Below are 14,051 nucleotides of genomic sequence, written 5' to 3' on the forward strand. Positions count from 1 at the left end.
GTTGGTCGTGCACGTACGGTGCAGCGAGGGCCCCGGGCTTTACAGCAGCGCGCCCGCCTACGCCGACTGGATCCACAAGGTGATGATCCGCAACAAGCAGGACGGCGCTGCCGGTGTGGGCGAGAGCGATCGTCTCGGCCACCCGTCGGCGCCTGGGCGGGCGTAGGTAGTCTCTCCTCTTCCTGGCACGATCGGCGCCGTCCCGACTACGCCGTGGAAGTCCGTGCCGTCGACCCATGAGGAGAGTGGATGTTCGCGCGCGTTCTGCTGTGCGTGGCAGGACTGGGCCTGAGCCTGGTCGCGGTGCTGCTGGTGACGTCCACGGAGACCGACGCGACGAGCCGCGAGGGTGTGGTGAGTGTGGCCCACAGGGCCGGCACCCACGCGGCCCCGGAGAACACCCTGGCCGCGATGGACACGGCGCGGGCACAGGGAATCGACTGGCTGGAGAACGACGTCCAGCGCACCAAGGACGGCACGCTGGTGGTCATTCACGACAAGACCCTGGCCCGCACCACCGATGTCGAGGAGAAGTTCCCGCAGCGTGCGCCGTGGAAGGTAGGGGACTTCACCTGGGCGGAGATATCCACGCTGGACGCCGGCGGCTGGAAGGGCAAGCGGTGGGCGGGGGAGAGGATACCGACCCTTCAGCAGTACATGCGCCGCCTGGACAGCAACGGCCAGAAGCTGGTCCTCGAGATCAAGTGGCCGGAGATCTATCCGCGGCTCGCCGAGGACACGGTGCAGGAACTCGGCCGGCTGGGCTGGCTCGAGGGCGACCGGGCGACCGACCGGCTGGTCATCCAGGCCTTCGACACCGGCACCCTGCGAACCGTGCGCGCTCGCGCTCCCGAGGCGCGCACTGCCCTGCTGTCGCGTGAACCGAGGGTGAAGGACCTGGCGGGATACGCGAAGGTGGCCGACCAGATCAACATGAAGTACCTGAAGGTGACTCCTGCCTACTTCAAGGCGGCCCATGCCCTGACGGGCCCGCACGGGCAGCCGCTGAAGGTCTTCATCTGGACGGTGGACGACCCCAAGAGCGCGGTGGAGTTCGCCCGCGGTGGCGCCGACGGGTTCATCAGCAACCGCCCCGATCTTGTGCAGCAGGGTCTTGTCGACGCGGGCTTCACCGACGGCGCCGCGAACTGAGACCCTGACCGTCACGCCCACGGCGGTCTTCAGGGCCCGTTCCGCCGCCCGCGTCCGGGCGCTCGATAGCCAAGGGGGCTGGAGCCGGCGTCAGCTGTTCGGCCCGCTGCCGGAAAGAGGGCCGGGACACGAAGCACCGGTTGACGGCCGGGGAAGGCGAGCGGCATCCGGGATACAGCCGGATGCTCGGGCCCCCGCGATCTCGGGCCGCCGGTTCCCAAGCGCGCCTCACCGCTCCAGTACCGGCCGCCGGGGGGCCGGTGAGGACCGGGTGCCCGTCCCCCGTTTCACGTGTGTACAGACCTTCGGCCTGTCGCCGCGAAACACACCTGGCGGCGCCCGCCCTGGTCAACGGCAGGGGGTTCCCGGCCCCTTACGGGTCGACGGGGACCGCCGTCCGACGTCCACCAAGCTCGCCACCGCCGTTGAAGCACGGCGAGGATCAGGCGTCGAAACCGGTCAGCCGGGTCCGCTCCTCCCACGCGGCGACGTCCTCGCGGACCTGGTCGAGGTGGGCGAGGACCGCGCTCACCTCATCCTCGCCGAGCGGCAGCCTCATGAGCACTCCCCGCACCGTCGTCGTCTCCGTGCCGCCGCCTCTACCGCCCACCGCATCCCGGTCCGGCACGGCCTGCACGCCCTGGCCGCCTGCGACCGGGCCACCGGCGAGCCCATGCGCCGCTACGAACGCTCCCGGCCCGGCGAACTGGTCCACATCGACGTCAAGAAACTCGGCCGCATCCCCGGCGGCGGCCACAAAGTCCTCGGCCGGGCGGCCGGCAGCCCGAACAAGGACCGCCGCGACGGCACCGGTTACGCCTACCTCCACACCGCACTGGACGACCACACCCGCCTCGCCTACACCAGCCAGCCGCGTCACCAACCTCTCCGAACAGCACACCTAGGCCGCCGGGACACACGAGCCGGGGAGAAGGGGACGGGTCACCGCTCAACGAGGATGCTCGATGAGCTGAGCCGCAGCACCCACTCCCACCGTCCGGGGATGTGCCGGACCCGCGGCGCGGACGCTGGCAGCACCTACGCGACTGCGTGGCGAAGGGTCCGCCGCGGCGCCTTGCCCGCACCGCACCTTCCGGTCGCGGCCTTCCGGTCCGCGTCGTACACAGGCCACTGAGCCGGGACAACGACCGGGTTTTCCACCCCCGGCCGGATCCGCCGACCTCGGGCATCTACGCGTGTGACCGTTCCACCGATAGTTCGGTGGGTGCCGAACCGTCCGGCCTGTAGCGTGCGGAGGCCTGTGCGGGAGATGCCCGCGCTGATGACGCCGGAGGCCCCCTATGCCGGAAACGACCCTGAAGCAGCAGCTCGTCGAGCGGTTCCAGGAGGTCAACGGCGACCATCCGATGACCGACGCGGATGACGAATATGTCAGCGCGCAGTTCGTTGCCCTGGAGGAACTGTGCGCAGTCCACGGCCGCGAAGCCGATGCGGTCCGCCGGCTGATGCTGAGGCAGCGTCTGCCGCTTCCGGGATATCTGCGCTCCGACGGTGCTGAGATGGTGCCGGCCGACCTGTTCGCTCTCGCCCACGAGGCCGGCGGCGTAGACCTCCTCGAGGCGTGGTTCACCGCTCACTGGGCCGAGCCGATCACCGGGAAGGCGGAGTGGAACGCGTATCTCAGCGGACAGTACGTGTGTCTGCACTCGGTGACCCCGGCCACCATTCAGCGTAAGGATTACCTGACGACCGCGATCGGTGCCGCAGTGAACGAGCCGGATGCCGGTTCAGCGCAATGGTCTGAGCGGCTGCACGCTCTGGTCGACGAACTCGACACCCTTGAGCCGGCGTTCACGGCCTATGACCGCCTTCGGTTCGGCGGACCCACGTCCCGGGACACCTGCATCGACGCCATGCGCGCCCGCTTCCCGCGCCCGTGACCCAGAGCCGTAGGTGGCGTTCTACGGATCGGACTGGTCGCTGTGCGCGATCGACTCCGTCAGCGTCCGGGCAGCAAAGGGGGGCCACTGACCGGACCGAATCCGACCGACCGCGGCAAGCCGGGATCGAAAATCCATCACGACCACCTGCGGGAGTCGCTTCGTGAGCGTCGCATCCTCCACCGCATCGCCCGCAAGGGCATCGAGTCCTCCACGCGACTCGGACGACACCGCTGGGTCGTCGAGAGAACGCTCTCCTGGCCGGCCGGATGCCGACGCCTGCACCGCCGCTACGAGCGCAAGGCCGAGCACTTCCTGGCCTGCGTCGGCACAGCCGCAGCCCTCATCGGCTACCGCCGACTCTCCAACCGAAACGACGTCTTAGCGCAGCCGTGGGTCCATCTCCAGTAACTGCTGGCCGGTGCGGTAGATGCCGCCGGCGAAGTGTTCGATCGCCGAGCGCAGGCGCACGGGGTCGGCGCCGTAGGTACCCAGCATTCCCGCGATGACGTAGTGCCGGTCCGGGAGACGTTGGTTGAGCTTCTTGTGGAACCCTGGCGGGTACGGCGCGTCGGCCTTCAGCCGCACGATGAGGACGTTGGGGCCCAGTACGGTCCCCGGCCTGCGCAGGACGCCCACGCACTCGACGTCCTTCCACGGCACGTGAGCCGAACGCGTCCCGTGCTGGGTGCTCAACCCGTCCCCGTCCACGACAAGGTCGTGGTGGACATTTCTTCGGTGGAGATTCACAACGATGACCGGACCGAGAAGGAGGGCTGCAACGCCGCCCCAGATCAAGGTCACGCGCCATTCACCAAACAGCGTCATGACCGCAATGCCGGCGGTCAGCAGCAGGCCGGCCTTGATGGTGTCGCGCCTGGTCGGCGGGGCGGGCGGCGGCTGACGGAAACGGATCTCTTCCTGGTTGCCGGTCGGCGGTGCTGCGTGCGGCTGGACCGGGCCACGGACGAGGGCGACGTACCCGGCGGCGTTGACGGAGCGTCGCTGAGGCCGCGGCAGCCCCATCCCGTGCAGCACAGTGTCGATGTGCTGGTGGATGTCGTCCAGGGTGAGCGGCTGTGGCTGGTTCAGTGCATCCAACAGGGCTGCGGTGAAGGCGGTGTGCCGTTGCCCGGGCGGTGCGTGGGAGGGGGCGGTGGCCGTGGTGGAGGTGAGGGTGTAGGTGCCGCTCATGTCGAGTTGAGCCGACAGCAGGCTGCCTGATTCGGTCATGGCGGCCACCGCGCGGCCGGAGAAGCAGCAGTCCAGCACCAGGACCCGCAGACGTGCCCGGGCCCGGCCGAGGTAGCGCTTGACCAGATCGGCCGGGACACCGGTGAAGCCGACGTGATCGGGGTCCGTGGAGGACAGGGCGAGGTGGAGCAGCCCGTCCTCGTCCAGCAGTCCGTGTCCGGTGTAGTAGACGAGCAGCAGGTCCTCCGCCTCGCGTGCGGCTTGGGCTAGTGCCATGCCGACGCTGCGGTGATCGGCCGGATCGGCCAGCACCCGGCAGTGTTCCGGCGGCAGGGTTCCGTGTGTCTGATCCGTGAGCGTGGAGCGCAGGTCCGCGAGGTTGGCCTTGACGGCGGGAATCGCGGGCAGATCGATGTCGTCGAAGTCGCTGCACCCGATGAGGACCACCCGGGAAGCGGCACCGTCGGGGAAGCGCGGCGCGCTCCGCCTCACTCCTCCCCGCCCTCCAGCAGCTCCCCGACCGCCCCGATCACCGCCTGCGGATCGCTTGTCCGGCGGACCTCCACGGTGACCTTCCGCCCGTCGCCGCGGCTCACGTGCACGGTGACGTCCGCACGGCGCTGCACCAGCCAGGTCGACAGAGAACGGGCCAGCACAGCTCCCGCTCCGCCGGAGCCCAGCGCCACCGCCAGTACGTCCAGCGCGGCCCCCATTTGCCCCGGCTGCGGCGTCCGGGTCAGCAGCTCCACCCGGCCGCGCAACGCCTCTTCCGCAGCCAACCAGTCCCGCAGCGACACCAGATGCGTCTCCACCGCCTCACCTGGCCCGGCGGATACCCGCACCCTCAAAGTGCAGTGTTGGGACGGCGTTTCGCTGTCCTCGCATTTCTCCATGAGGCCATGGTGCCAACAACAGCGACTCAACGCCCCGGAGACCTCACATCCGTTGGCGCCGGGGATGCGGTGCGGCCCGCGCGTCAGCGTGCCCGGCCGCCGGCCGGTGGGCATCCACAGCCGGCGGCCGCCGCCGAAGCGGAGTCGGGGTCGCGGCGCTGCAACTCCTGACGAAGCCGGGCCGGCGCACGGTGAAGAGTGCTCTGGACCGTTCCAGGCGCCATGCCGAGGGCGGCGGCCGTCCCCTGTGTGGTCATCTGCTCCCAGTGCCGCAGCACCACGACGCTGCGTTGTCGGGGCGCCGGCACTCACATGATGTCCAGCAGAAGCGCGCGGTCGGCCTACTGCTCGGCGCAGTCCCCGACGCGCTTCTGGAAACTGCTCGATGGGGAGGTCCTGCAGCTTCTGGCCCGCCCGCCACCCTTCCGTGCCGCGTACGCATGTACTCGTCGAAGTCCAGCACCGGGTCAGGGCGGGTACGCGCATGCACGGTGAATGCCTTTCGTGGATGGCTACGAAGGGCAGGAGAGCCGCGCCGCGGCCGATGCGTGCCCCCGTAAGACATCGGGCCGCGCGTCGTACGGTCTGGCTGAGAAAAACTCGTCGCGGGCTCGCGATGTCCTCTGCATCGGCGAGCCAGGCACACAGCGGCACGTACCGGCCTGTCACCCCTTTGTGCAACCGCGAGGCCGCACGAGAGAGGCGCGCGGGGCTCAGTTGCAGGTCCGGTAGTTGTAGCCGGCGATCCGTCCGTTGCCGTAACTAAGGGCTGTCCCGCAACTGGAGAAAGTACGGCCAAGTCAAAGGCCCGGCACGCTCAGCCGGCTACTTCGTCAGTAGGCCCCCGGCTGCACGGATTGCCCACCGGGCGGCGGGGACCGTCAGCACTCCTTGACCCAGATCATGCCGCGGCCAGACTCGGCCGGCGCCGTGATGCCGTCCTCCTCGATACGGTCGAGGCGGTAACCCAGGCGTCGCGCGACCGCGGCACTGCGGACGTTGGCTTCGTCGCAGTGGATCTCGACTCGGGCAAGCTGGTCCAGGCGGAGCAGAACTTGGGTCAGCGCGCGAGCCGACCTGGTGATGACCCCGCGGCCCACGTGATCGACGTGGCACCAGTAGCCGATCTCAACGGCTTTGCCGCCGAGGTTGTCGTGGATGGCGGCCATGCCGAGGATCGTCTGCTCCTGCTCGTCGAAGATGGCGAAGTTGTAGCTACGGTCGCTCGGCCAGTTCAACGCTTCTTCGAAGCGTTCCGCGTGCTGGTGTTCGGTCGGCGGGTTGTCAGCCCAATCCATCCAGGCGTGCAGGTGGTCGAAGGAAGCCACGATCGCGCGGTATCTTGCTTCGCGATCCCCGGCCTGCCAACGCCGCAGCAACAGGCCCTCGATCACGATGCGCTCGGGTACGTCGCCAGGGCGCAGGACGGGCTGCGGACTCGGTGCTTGTGCCATTCGTGGACTATTCCTGCCTCGAAGGTAACGCGCAACGTCATCACTGCGTGTACGGGCTGACGTCTGCCTGAGGAGCCGGGCTACGGATTGCTCAGCGTGAGGTTGTGAAGGCGCGCGATGCCGAGGAGCGCGTAGTGAGCTCGGCCAGCTGCTCGAGGACGAGGCGGTACGGCTGCTCCGGCAGACGGTCCGGACAGCGCACTCGCATCACGGTGGAGCCGCCCTGCTGTTGATGCCTGGTCGATCGTCATGCCCCACCGCCTCCTTCCTCACCGTCAGGGTGTCGAACGCACAATCGAATGGCAGAAGCGCGAGCCTTCCTCACCGCAGCGCTTTCCAGCCCTGCACCCAGACCTCTCGCACAGCCCAGAAGGAAGCCCGCCGCTCGCGGGCCCGCCGGACCGGCCGCTGACGACAGCAGCCGCCCCGCGCCCCGCCGGCCACACGTTCGTCGGCGTGGAACCGTCCCACCACTCCGTCGACATCGCCACCCGCGTGCCCTGGCAGTACACCGGCGTCGCGGGCGAGGTCACCAACCGCCGGGTCGGGGTGTCGCTGCACCTGGCGTCCGCTAACGTGTCGGCCGCGGTGAACCGGCGTCCGTTCCTGCCCAAAAGCAGGGATCCCACCTCGTCGAAGGCCGACGCCCGCCCGCGCTCACAGCAGTCCGGGCCGCTGCCACTCGTGACCAAGGACGTGGTGGTCGAGGAAGTTCAGGAACGCCTCGTACCAGACCTGGATGTGGCCCGGGGAGAGGATCCAGTGGTTCTCGTCCGGGAAGTACAGGTACTTCGCAGGCACCTCGAACCGCTGCAGATCCTGGAAGAGCGCGGCGCCCTGGCCGACCGGCACGCGGTAGTCCTTCGCGCCGTGGATGACCAGCATCGGCGTACGGATCTTCGCGGCGTCCAGGTACGGGGAGTGCGCCTCGTACCGCTCGGGCCGGGTCACCGGGTCCCCGAAGATGCACTGAAAGTACCAGGGCGCGTCGGTGTCGCCCTGAAAGGACCGCAGGTCCCACAGGCCCGCGTGGCTCACGATCGCCTTGAACCGATCGGTGCTCGTGGCGACCCGGTTGGCCATGTAGCCGCCGTAGGAGCCGCCCCCGAGCGCGGTGCGCGCGGCATCGATGTCGTCACGGGCCTCGGTTGCGTCGGTCAGCGCCATCACGTCCGTGTACGGGACCCCGCCCCACTGCCCCCAGCCGCGCCGGTGGCCCTGCTGACCGTACCCGGTCGACAGAGCCGGGTCGGGCAGCAGCACCGCGTAGCCGCGGGCCGCGAACGGCCACGGGTTCCACCGCCAGGTCCAGCCGTTCCAGCTGCCCTGCGGCCCGCCGTGCACGGCGACGAGCAGCGGCGCGGGGTTCTCGGCCGACGCGCCCTCAGGCAGCACGAGCCAGCCGCGCAGCCGGTACCCGTCCGCCGCGTTGGCGTGCACCTCGGTGAGGGTGCCCGGCAGCGCGTCGAACGCACCGGGGGCGGGCAGCTCGACCGGCGTCTGGTCGGCAACGCCGGCCTCGAACCTGACCGGCCGCGGCGGCGAGTCGATCGCGTTGCGCAGCGCGTACAGCGTCAGCCCGTCGGGGGCCACGCAGAGCGAGCCGTACGCGCCCGAGGCGGTGAGCCGGGTCACGGTGCCGTCCGCGTCCCGCCGGAAGACGGGCGCGTGTCCCTCGACATCGGCCACGAAGAAGAGGGCGTCGTCGACCGGCGAACAGACGGCGCCGACAGGCCAGTTGTCGAACCCGGGCAGCAGATCGACGGCCGCGCCGCCGTCCACGCCGACCCGGACGAGCGTCATGTCCATCGACTCGTCGTAAGTCGGCCACGTCATCCGCGAGCACACGACCGCCGAGCCGTCGTGCGTGAACACCGGCGCCTCGTAGAGGTGCTCCACATCGCCCAGGACGAAGACCTCCTCGCCGGTGGTCGCGTCTGCCACTACCACGGCGGTGCGGTTCTCGGCGGGCACCCGGCCGGGTACGAACCGGGTATAGGCCACTCGCGTCCCGTCGGGCGACAGCGCCACGTCCCCGGGGTGCTCGAGGCCGACGCCCTGCCCGCCGGCGTCAACCACGGCGCCATCGGTCCCCGCGCGCACGAAGGTGTGCTGTTCCTCGGGGCCGAGATCGCGGTCCCAGGCGCGGGTCGGCCCGGCCTCGTACAGGATCGCGGTGACCTTCGCGTCCTTGCGCGCCGTGCGCAGCTTGCCGTGTGCGTCGGCGTCGGAGGCCCCGGGCAGCAGCCCGGCGGTGTGGGCCAGCGCGCCGGAGTCCCGGGCGACGGTGAACGCGGTGATCCCGCCCGGGTGCCGGGCCACGACGGCGGCCTCACCACGCCCGGGCAGCGCCCACAGCGCGGCACCCTCGTGCTTGTCCTCCTCACTGTCGTCCTCGCGTTCCGACAGGAAGTACAGCACCCCGTCCGGGCCGAACGCGGGCCCGGACTCGCCCTTGCCCGACCGGGTCAGGCGCAGCGCCTCGCGCTCCCCGGCCGGATCGATCTCCCACAGCCCGGACACGAACCTGGTCCGGTCCTCCGACAGCGTCTGCACGGTGGCGACGAGACGGCCACCGTCGGCGGACAGCGCAAGGGAGTTGACGCGAGGCTGGGCGAGAAACGCGGGCAGGTCGTGGAAGGCGGTCGTGCCACCGGGGATCGCAGACATGCGGACGATTCTTGCTCGCGAAGGAGGCGGTGAACAGCGGATTACGGGCGCCGCCCGCCAAGGGGTGCCTGCCGCCCGTCCGGCGAAACGCAGAGAAGCGTCAGCCAGCCGTAGATCCGCTCGACCGCCCAGCGTTTCGGGATCGGCGTGAATCCCCTGGTCCCAGGGGTGCGGGCGATGATTTCCATGTCGATGCCGAGGGTGGCCGCGTGCTCGACGAGGTGCTGGCGGTAACCGCCGTCGACCCACACCTTGCGGATGCCGGGGTGTTCGGCGGCGACCTGGTCCAGGAGACGGGTGCCGGCGACGGAGTCCTGCACGCTCGCCGCGGTAACCAGCACGGCAAGCAGGAGACCGAGGGTGTCGGTGACGATGCTCCGTCTCCTGCCGACGATCTTCTTCCCGGCGTCCACGCCCTGGCTGGAAGCATGAACGCTGCTGGAGGTCTTGACGCTCTGGGCATCGATCACACAGGCCGATGGCTCGGCATCCCGCCCCTCCTTCTCCCTCAGCAGCCGCCTGAGCAGGCCGTTGAGCTTACTCCACGCCGTCGACTGCACCGACGACGTCAGGCGCCCCTTCGGCGCTGCTGCCGGATCGGCTCACCGACCTGATGCAGATGTGTGAGGGCCTCGCGGTACGACTGGATCAGGCCGGTCTCGTGGTAGGGCACTCCGATCTCCGCGCAGTAGGCTCGGACGACGGTCTGCGCACGGCGCAGATGGGGCGTGGGCATGCTCGGGAACAGGTGGTGCTCGATCTGGTAGTTGAGCCCGCCGAGCAGAACGTCGGTCAGCCGTCCGCCGCGCACGTTGCGTGAGGTGAGCACCTGGCGGCGCAGGAAATCGGGCCGTTCGTCGCCGCGGAACGTGGGCATGCCCTTGTGGTTCGGCGCGAAGGTGCACCCGAGGTAGACGCCGAAGAGACACTGGTGCACGGCGAGGAACGCCACCGCCTTGCCCGGGGAGAGCACCAGGAACAGGGCGGACTGATAGGCCGCGAGGTGAAGCAGGAGCAGCGCCGCCTCCAGCGTCCGGTGCTTCATGCCCGGTGAGCGCAGCGCCCGCAGGCTCGCCACATGCAGGTTGAAGCCCTCCAGCGTCAGCAGCGGGAAGAACAGCCCCGCCTGGTGACCGCCGATGAGACGGGCCAGGCCCCGGGCGTCGCGGGCCTGTTCCGTGGACCACACCAGGATGTCCGGGGCGACGTCCGGGTCGAGTTCCTCGTGGTTGGGGTTGGCGTGGTGACGGGTGTGCTTGTTCATCCACCAGCCGTAGCTCATGCCGATCCCGAGATTGCCGAAGAGCCGGCCCCACAATTCGCTCGGCCGGCGTCGCCGGAACACCTGACGGTGCGCGAGATCGTGGGCAACGAGAGCGATCTGGCCGAACATCAGCGCCAGGAAGGCGGCCGTCGCCATCTGCCACCAGGTGTCCCCGAGCGCGGCAAAGGCTCCCCATCCGCCCGCCGTCAGCGCGATCACCAGACCGAGGCGCGTCGTGTAGTAGCCCGGACGGCGTCTCATCAGCCCCGCCTCGGTGATACGACGGGACAGCCGCGCGAAGTCACTGCCGGCTCCGGCACCGGAGGGACGGGGTCGGGCGCCGGGCACGGTGGCCGCGACGGCCTGCGGGGAAATCGTCATGCCACCGAGTCTCCGCGCCTGCGACCAGCCGAAACAGCCTGCCAGTCACCCTCTCGCACAGGGGGTTTACCCCAGGAGGGCGTGGGTGCTGCCCCGAGGCCCACCGGCCCTGGGGGCAATGCCCGGGGCCGGTGACGGGGACTGGGTCCTGGTCGCCGAGGAGTTGCTGAAGGACGCCGTCGACCTGGGGCACGCCGGTTCCCGGGCCTACCGGGATGAGCGTCGGCGCGCGCACGCCGAGCAGCGGCCGCTGCCCGAGCTGACCGAGGTCCTCTGGCGGGAGTGGGCGGCCCGGCTGCCCGAGCACGACATCACGGGCCTGCTGCGCGAGCCGGTGGTGACCGTCCACGCCGACGCCGGCGGCCCGTTCCGCTGGGACCGCGCTGTCCGCGGCGCGCTGGCGGACCTGCTGCGCCGCGACATCGAGACGTCCGACAGGCGGCCCTGGCCGGTGTACGTCGACCTGGACGAGGTCCGTGTCCTTGACGCCACGGTCTTCCTGGGCCCGGCCCTGGACATGGGCCCGCTGCCGGCCCGCGCGGTCCTCGACCTCGCCGCGGCGGACGCCGCGGCCGGCCTGCCGCTGGCCGACCGGCTGCGGGCGTGGCCGAGGATCGCGGCTGCGGACGCAGGTGTGCCCGACCGGGTGCTCGCCGCCTCACCTGGCCGCGCACCCGCCGCCCCCCAACGCCGGGGATGAAGGGGCACAGCAGTGGTGGGACCTGGCGGTCGAGGCCACCGTCCGGCTGCTGGCGGGCCGCCCGACGCCGGAAGGCGCCCGGCCGGCCGCTCTGGTGCTGGACACCTGCCCGCCCGGCCGGGCCGCCGGACTGCCCAGCGGGCCCGCGCGGCACTCGGCCCGGCCCCCGCCGTCGAAGGGATCGACCGAGTCCTGCCCGGCGCCGGCCTGGGCGAGCAGTGCGGCCGGGCCGGTGAGGCCGTGGAGCCGCCGGCGTCCTGGCTGCGGGCGTGGGCCTGGTCACCGGTCCTGCCCGTGCCGCTGCTGGCCGGCTTCGCTCCGCTGCTGGCCGCGCTGCGCCGGGCCCGGCCGGAGGGCCCGCCCGACCCGCGCAGTGCCGTCCGCCCGCGGTCGCGCCATCAGTCTCCGTCGTGCTCGCCGCCTTCGCCCTGCCGGAGTTCGGCGCGTTCCACCTCGCCGCCGCCGCAGCCGCCGCGCGCCGTTCCGAGGACTTCCCCGCCGGCCCGGCCGAGGCCGTGCTCGCCGCCCTCGCGCTCAGCCGCGCCCTGCCCGCGCCCGCCGACCCGACGTCCCTAACGCGGGCGAGTACGCCGGCCGGGCGAGGTCCGGCCTGCTGACCTTCGTGTGGCGCACCGGTGACGGCCTCGGCGATCTCGGCGGTGACCTGCCGGCCGTCCTGGACCAGTTGCACGACCTCACAGAGCCGCTCACCCACCCCGCCGCCCCGCCGCCGACTGCGGCGGCGGCCGCTCCGGCAACGCCCGCCACCGGCCCGGCCGCCCGGCCGCCCGGCCGCCCGGCCGCCCGCCGCCGGCCGCGCGGCCGGGGAGGAACAGGAGCTGCCCGCAGGCTGCTGGACGCTCACCCGGCGGTGCGCGCGCTGGACTGCCTCCTGGAGTGATGGGAGTCCCGATGCCCGCAAGCCACCCACCACCCCTGCCAAAGGCCCGTCTGGCGTCGGCCACCGCCAGCAGCAGGACCTTCATCGGCGAGATCGGCCGATTCCAGAAAGGCGAGAAGGCACGACTCACGGCCGAGGCCGAGCGGGCCGACCACGTCGTCGCCGCCATCGATGCGGCCCTGACCACCGTCACTGGAGGAGTGCATGGGCAGGATCAGTGGCACCGACCGGTCCGAAAGGAGGAAGCGATCCGGGCCGCCATGGACCGGCTCCTTCGTGGCGAACTCCCGCCCGGTGGCCGCTGCAACCTCAAGACCCTGGCGGCAGAGGCGGGAGTGACCCGCACCGGCTTCTATCCGAAGAAAGGACCGCGACGGCACCGTCCGAGAAGGGCCCTACCGGCACCTCGGTGACGAGTTCGTACGCCGTCTGGCGGCCCTCCAGGAGGCCGGGGAGGTGCCAGACCCCAGAGACGCCGAGATCGAGCGCCTGAAGGCCAAGAACACCGAACTGGAGGACCGCGTTGCCGAGAGAGATAAGAACCTCGAGGAACTGGCCGCGTTCAAGAAGCTTGCGTTGTCCCGCCTTGCCGCCCAGCACGACGACATCATGCACTTGCGCAGCCCACAGCAGATCACCCAACTGCCTCCGCCCGTCGCACTGGCCGCCGTTCCTCCTGCGAGAGCAATTCACGTCAACTGGCCCTCGCCGTGGGCGATTTTGGCCAGCCGGACGCCCTCCTGCATTACCTTGGCCCTGGTGCAACGGAAGTGACGACGGGGGATGTGATGAACGGAGGACCGGAAACGCCTGCGGGCACACCGGTGCGAAACGTCGTCCGGGACATCGTCGCCGAGCTGGCGCCGCATGAGCTGATCGTGCTCGACGCTCTGCTTCTGGTGGACGACGACACCGCGTTGCGGCGACTCGCCCGCGGTCGGCACCGGGACCCTCTGGGATTCGGGCTGGGCGAGGCCGCGACCCTGCTGACTCCCGTGGTGTGGATGGCGCTGGACGAAGCGGCACGGCAAGTCGTGTCGACCACCGTCGCCTCCGCCGGCCGGCGGGCAGGTCCGTGGCTGCGCCGGATCAGGCGCCGGCCGGCAGAGCCGGCACAGTCCCGTCCACTCCCGCCGTTGACGCCCGAACAACTGGAAGCCGTACGGTCCCGGGTGGCCCGGCTCGCCGTGGAGAGCGGGCTGGAGCGGGAGGCGGCCGGGGCACTCGCCGAACGGGTGGTGGCCCGGCTCGTACTACCCGCCGAACCGGAACCCGGTGACGGCGCCGAGCCGGAACCACAGGACGGCGCCGAACCGGAACCACAGGACGGCGCCGAACCGGAACCACAGGACGGCGCCGAGCCTGAACCCGACGGCAGCGCGGAACCGGAACCGGACCATCGCGCCCCGCACCGGGACTCCCCCTCGAACGCCGGTCCCTCGGCGGGCCGCGAATCGGACCGGGATGAGCGGAGCGGCCGCGCATGAGGCCCGACCCCGACCCCGGACCCGACCCCCGCCTCGACCTCGGCACGGAAAGAG

The 14,051-nt window shown here is 70.9% G+C and carries 13 protein-coding genes and 4 pseudogenes; 10 read left to right on the forward strand and 7 right to left on the reverse strand.

Annotation, left to right across the window (positions count from 1 at the left end):
* Positions 1-249: 249 nt before the first annotated feature.
* From LG395_RS32060 to LG395_RS32075, 4 genes and pseudogenes are all read left to right on the forward strand, one after another.
* Positions 250-1,152 (forward strand): glycerophosphodiester phosphodiesterase, encoded by a 903-nt coding sequence (locus tag LG395_RS32060; protein WP_225812171.1) that lies wholly within the window; start codon positions 250-252, stop codon positions 1,150-1,152.
* 598 nt (positions 1,153-1,750) lie between these two features.
* Positions 1,751-2,017: pseudogene (locus tag LG395_RS32065) on the forward strand (IS481 family transposase); the annotation flags it as partial.
* Positions 2,018-2,453: 436 nt separating this feature from the next.
* The gene (locus LG395_RS32070) at positions 2,454-3,053 is read left to right on the forward strand and encodes a DUF6058 family natural product biosynthesis protein (protein WP_225812172.1); all 600 of its coding nucleotides are present in this window, start codon (positions 2,454-2,456) and stop codon (positions 3,051-3,053) included.
* Positions 3,054-3,084: 31 nt separating this feature from the next.
* Positions 3,085-3,464, forward strand: a pseudogene (locus LG395_RS32075) (hypothetical protein); the annotation flags it as partial.
* Here the strand turns inward: LG395_RS32075 and LG395_RS32080 are convergent.
* From LG395_RS32080 to LG395_RS32115, 7 genes and pseudogenes are all read right to left on the reverse strand, one after another.
* A complete protein-coding gene (locus LG395_RS32080; protein WP_225812173.1) occupies positions 3,435-4,739 on the reverse strand; it encodes a caspase family protein in 1,305 nt (434 codons plus the stop codon). The pseudogene LG395_RS32075 and the gene LG395_RS32080 sit on opposite strands and share 30 nt — an antisense overlap.
* Positions 4,736-5,059, reverse strand: a complete 324-nt coding sequence (locus LG395_RS32085; protein WP_308071455.1) for an effector-associated constant component EACC1 — start codon at positions 5,057-5,059, stop codon at positions 4,736-4,738. Before LG395_RS32085 ends, LG395_RS32080 begins: the two co-directional genes overlap by 4 nt.
* Before the next feature lie 124 nt (positions 5,060-5,183).
* Positions 5,184-5,569, reverse strand: a pseudogene (locus LG395_RS32090) (sigma factor-like helix-turn-helix DNA-binding protein); the annotation flags it as partial.
* A 452-nt stretch (positions 5,570-6,021) separates the two neighbouring features.
* Positions 6,022-6,594 carry a GNAT family N-acetyltransferase gene (locus LG395_RS32095; protein ID WP_225812175.1) on the reverse strand — a complete coding sequence of 191 codons (573 nt, stop codon included), beginning with the start codon at positions 6,592-6,594 and terminating at the stop codon, positions 6,022-6,024.
* A gap of 657 nt (positions 6,595-7,251) precedes the next feature.
* The gene (locus LG395_RS32105) at positions 7,252-9,264 is read right to left on the reverse strand and encodes a S9 family peptidase (protein WP_225812176.1); all 2,013 of its coding nucleotides are present in this window, start codon (positions 9,262-9,264) and stop codon (positions 7,252-7,254) included.
* Positions 9,265-9,365: 101 nt separating this feature from the next.
* Positions 9,366-9,809, reverse strand: a pseudogene (locus tag LG395_RS32110) (transposase); the annotation flags it as partial.
* 23 nt (positions 9,810-9,832) lie between these two features.
* Positions 9,833-10,909, reverse strand: a complete 1,077-nt coding sequence (locus LG395_RS32115; RefSeq protein WP_225812177.1) for a fatty acid desaturase family protein — start codon at positions 10,907-10,909, stop codon at positions 9,833-9,835.
* Between the two features lie 118 nt (positions 10,910-11,027).
* On the opposite strand from LG395_RS32115, the gene LG395_RS32120 reads away from it, so the two are divergent.
* The 6 genes from LG395_RS32120 to LG395_RS32145 all read left to right on the forward strand — a co-directional run bounded on the left by LG395_RS32120 (position 11,028) and on the right by LG395_RS32145 (position 13,997).
* A complete protein-coding gene (locus LG395_RS32120; protein ID WP_225812178.1) occupies positions 11,028-11,609 on the forward strand; it encodes a hypothetical protein in 582 nt (193 codons plus the stop codon).
* A gap of 410 nt (positions 11,610-12,019) precedes the next feature.
* On the forward strand, positions 12,020-12,226 hold the full coding sequence (locus tag LG395_RS32125) for a hypothetical protein (RefSeq protein WP_225812179.1): 207 nt from the start codon (positions 12,020-12,022) through the stop codon (positions 12,224-12,226).
* A 5-nt stretch (positions 12,227-12,231) separates the two neighbouring features.
* Entirely contained in the window at positions 12,232-12,510 is a 279-nt protein-coding gene (locus tag LG395_RS32130) for a hypothetical protein (protein WP_225812180.1), read from the forward strand.
* An 11-nt stretch (positions 12,511-12,521) separates the two neighbouring features.
* The gene (locus LG395_RS32135) at positions 12,522-12,923 is read left to right on the forward strand and encodes a hypothetical protein (RefSeq protein ID WP_225812181.1); all 402 of its coding nucleotides are present in this window, start codon (positions 12,522-12,524) and stop codon (positions 12,921-12,923) included.
* Positions 12,924-12,966: 43 nt separating this feature from the next.
* Positions 12,967-13,284 carry a hypothetical protein gene (locus tag LG395_RS32140; protein ID WP_225812182.1) on the forward strand — a complete coding sequence of 106 codons (318 nt, stop codon included), beginning with the start codon at positions 12,967-12,969 and terminating at the stop codon, positions 13,282-13,284.
* Between the two features lie 50 nt (positions 13,285-13,334).
* Positions 13,335-13,997 carry a hypothetical protein gene (locus LG395_RS32145; protein ID WP_225812183.1) on the forward strand — a complete coding sequence of 221 codons (663 nt, stop codon included), beginning with the start codon at positions 13,335-13,337 and terminating at the stop codon, positions 13,995-13,997.
* Positions 13,998-14,051: the final 54 nt, after the last annotated feature.

Source organism: Streptomyces spinosus (assembly GCF_020400655.1).
Classification (GTDB): domain Bacteria; phylum Actinomycetota; class Actinomycetes; order Streptomycetales; family Streptomycetaceae; genus Streptomyces; species Streptomyces argyrophylli.

What these genes read in the sequence shown, in the direction of transcription:
- LG395_RS32095 (WP_225812175.1), bottom strand. Translation starts at nt 6,594, where the DNA reads ATGGCACAAGCACCGAGTCCGCAGCCCGTCCTGCGCCCTGGCGACGTA.
- LG395_RS32060 (WP_225812171.1), top strand. Translation starts at nt 250, where the DNA reads ATGTTCGCGCGCGTTCTGCTGTGCGTGGCAGGACTGGGCCTGAGCCTG.
- LG395_RS32070 (WP_225812172.1), top strand. Translation starts at nt 2,454, where the DNA reads ATGCCGGAAACGACCCTGAAGCAGCAGCTCGTCGAGCGGTTCCAGGAG.
- LG395_RS32105 (WP_225812176.1), bottom strand. Translation starts at nt 9,264, where the DNA reads ATGTCTGCGATCCCCGGTGGCACGACCGCCTTCCACGACCTGCCCGCG.
- LG395_RS32135 (WP_225812181.1), top strand. Translation starts at nt 12,522, where the DNA reads ATGCCCGCAAGCCACCCACCACCCCTGCCAAAGGCCCGTCTGGCGTCG.
- LG395_RS32115 (WP_225812177.1), bottom strand. Translation starts at nt 10,909, where the DNA reads ATGACGATTTCCCCGCAGGCCGTCGCGGCCACCGTGCCCGGCGCCCGA.
- LG395_RS32120 (WP_225812178.1), top strand. Translation starts at nt 11,028, where the DNA reads ATGCCCGGGGCCGGTGACGGGGACTGGGTCCTGGTCGCCGAGGAGTTG.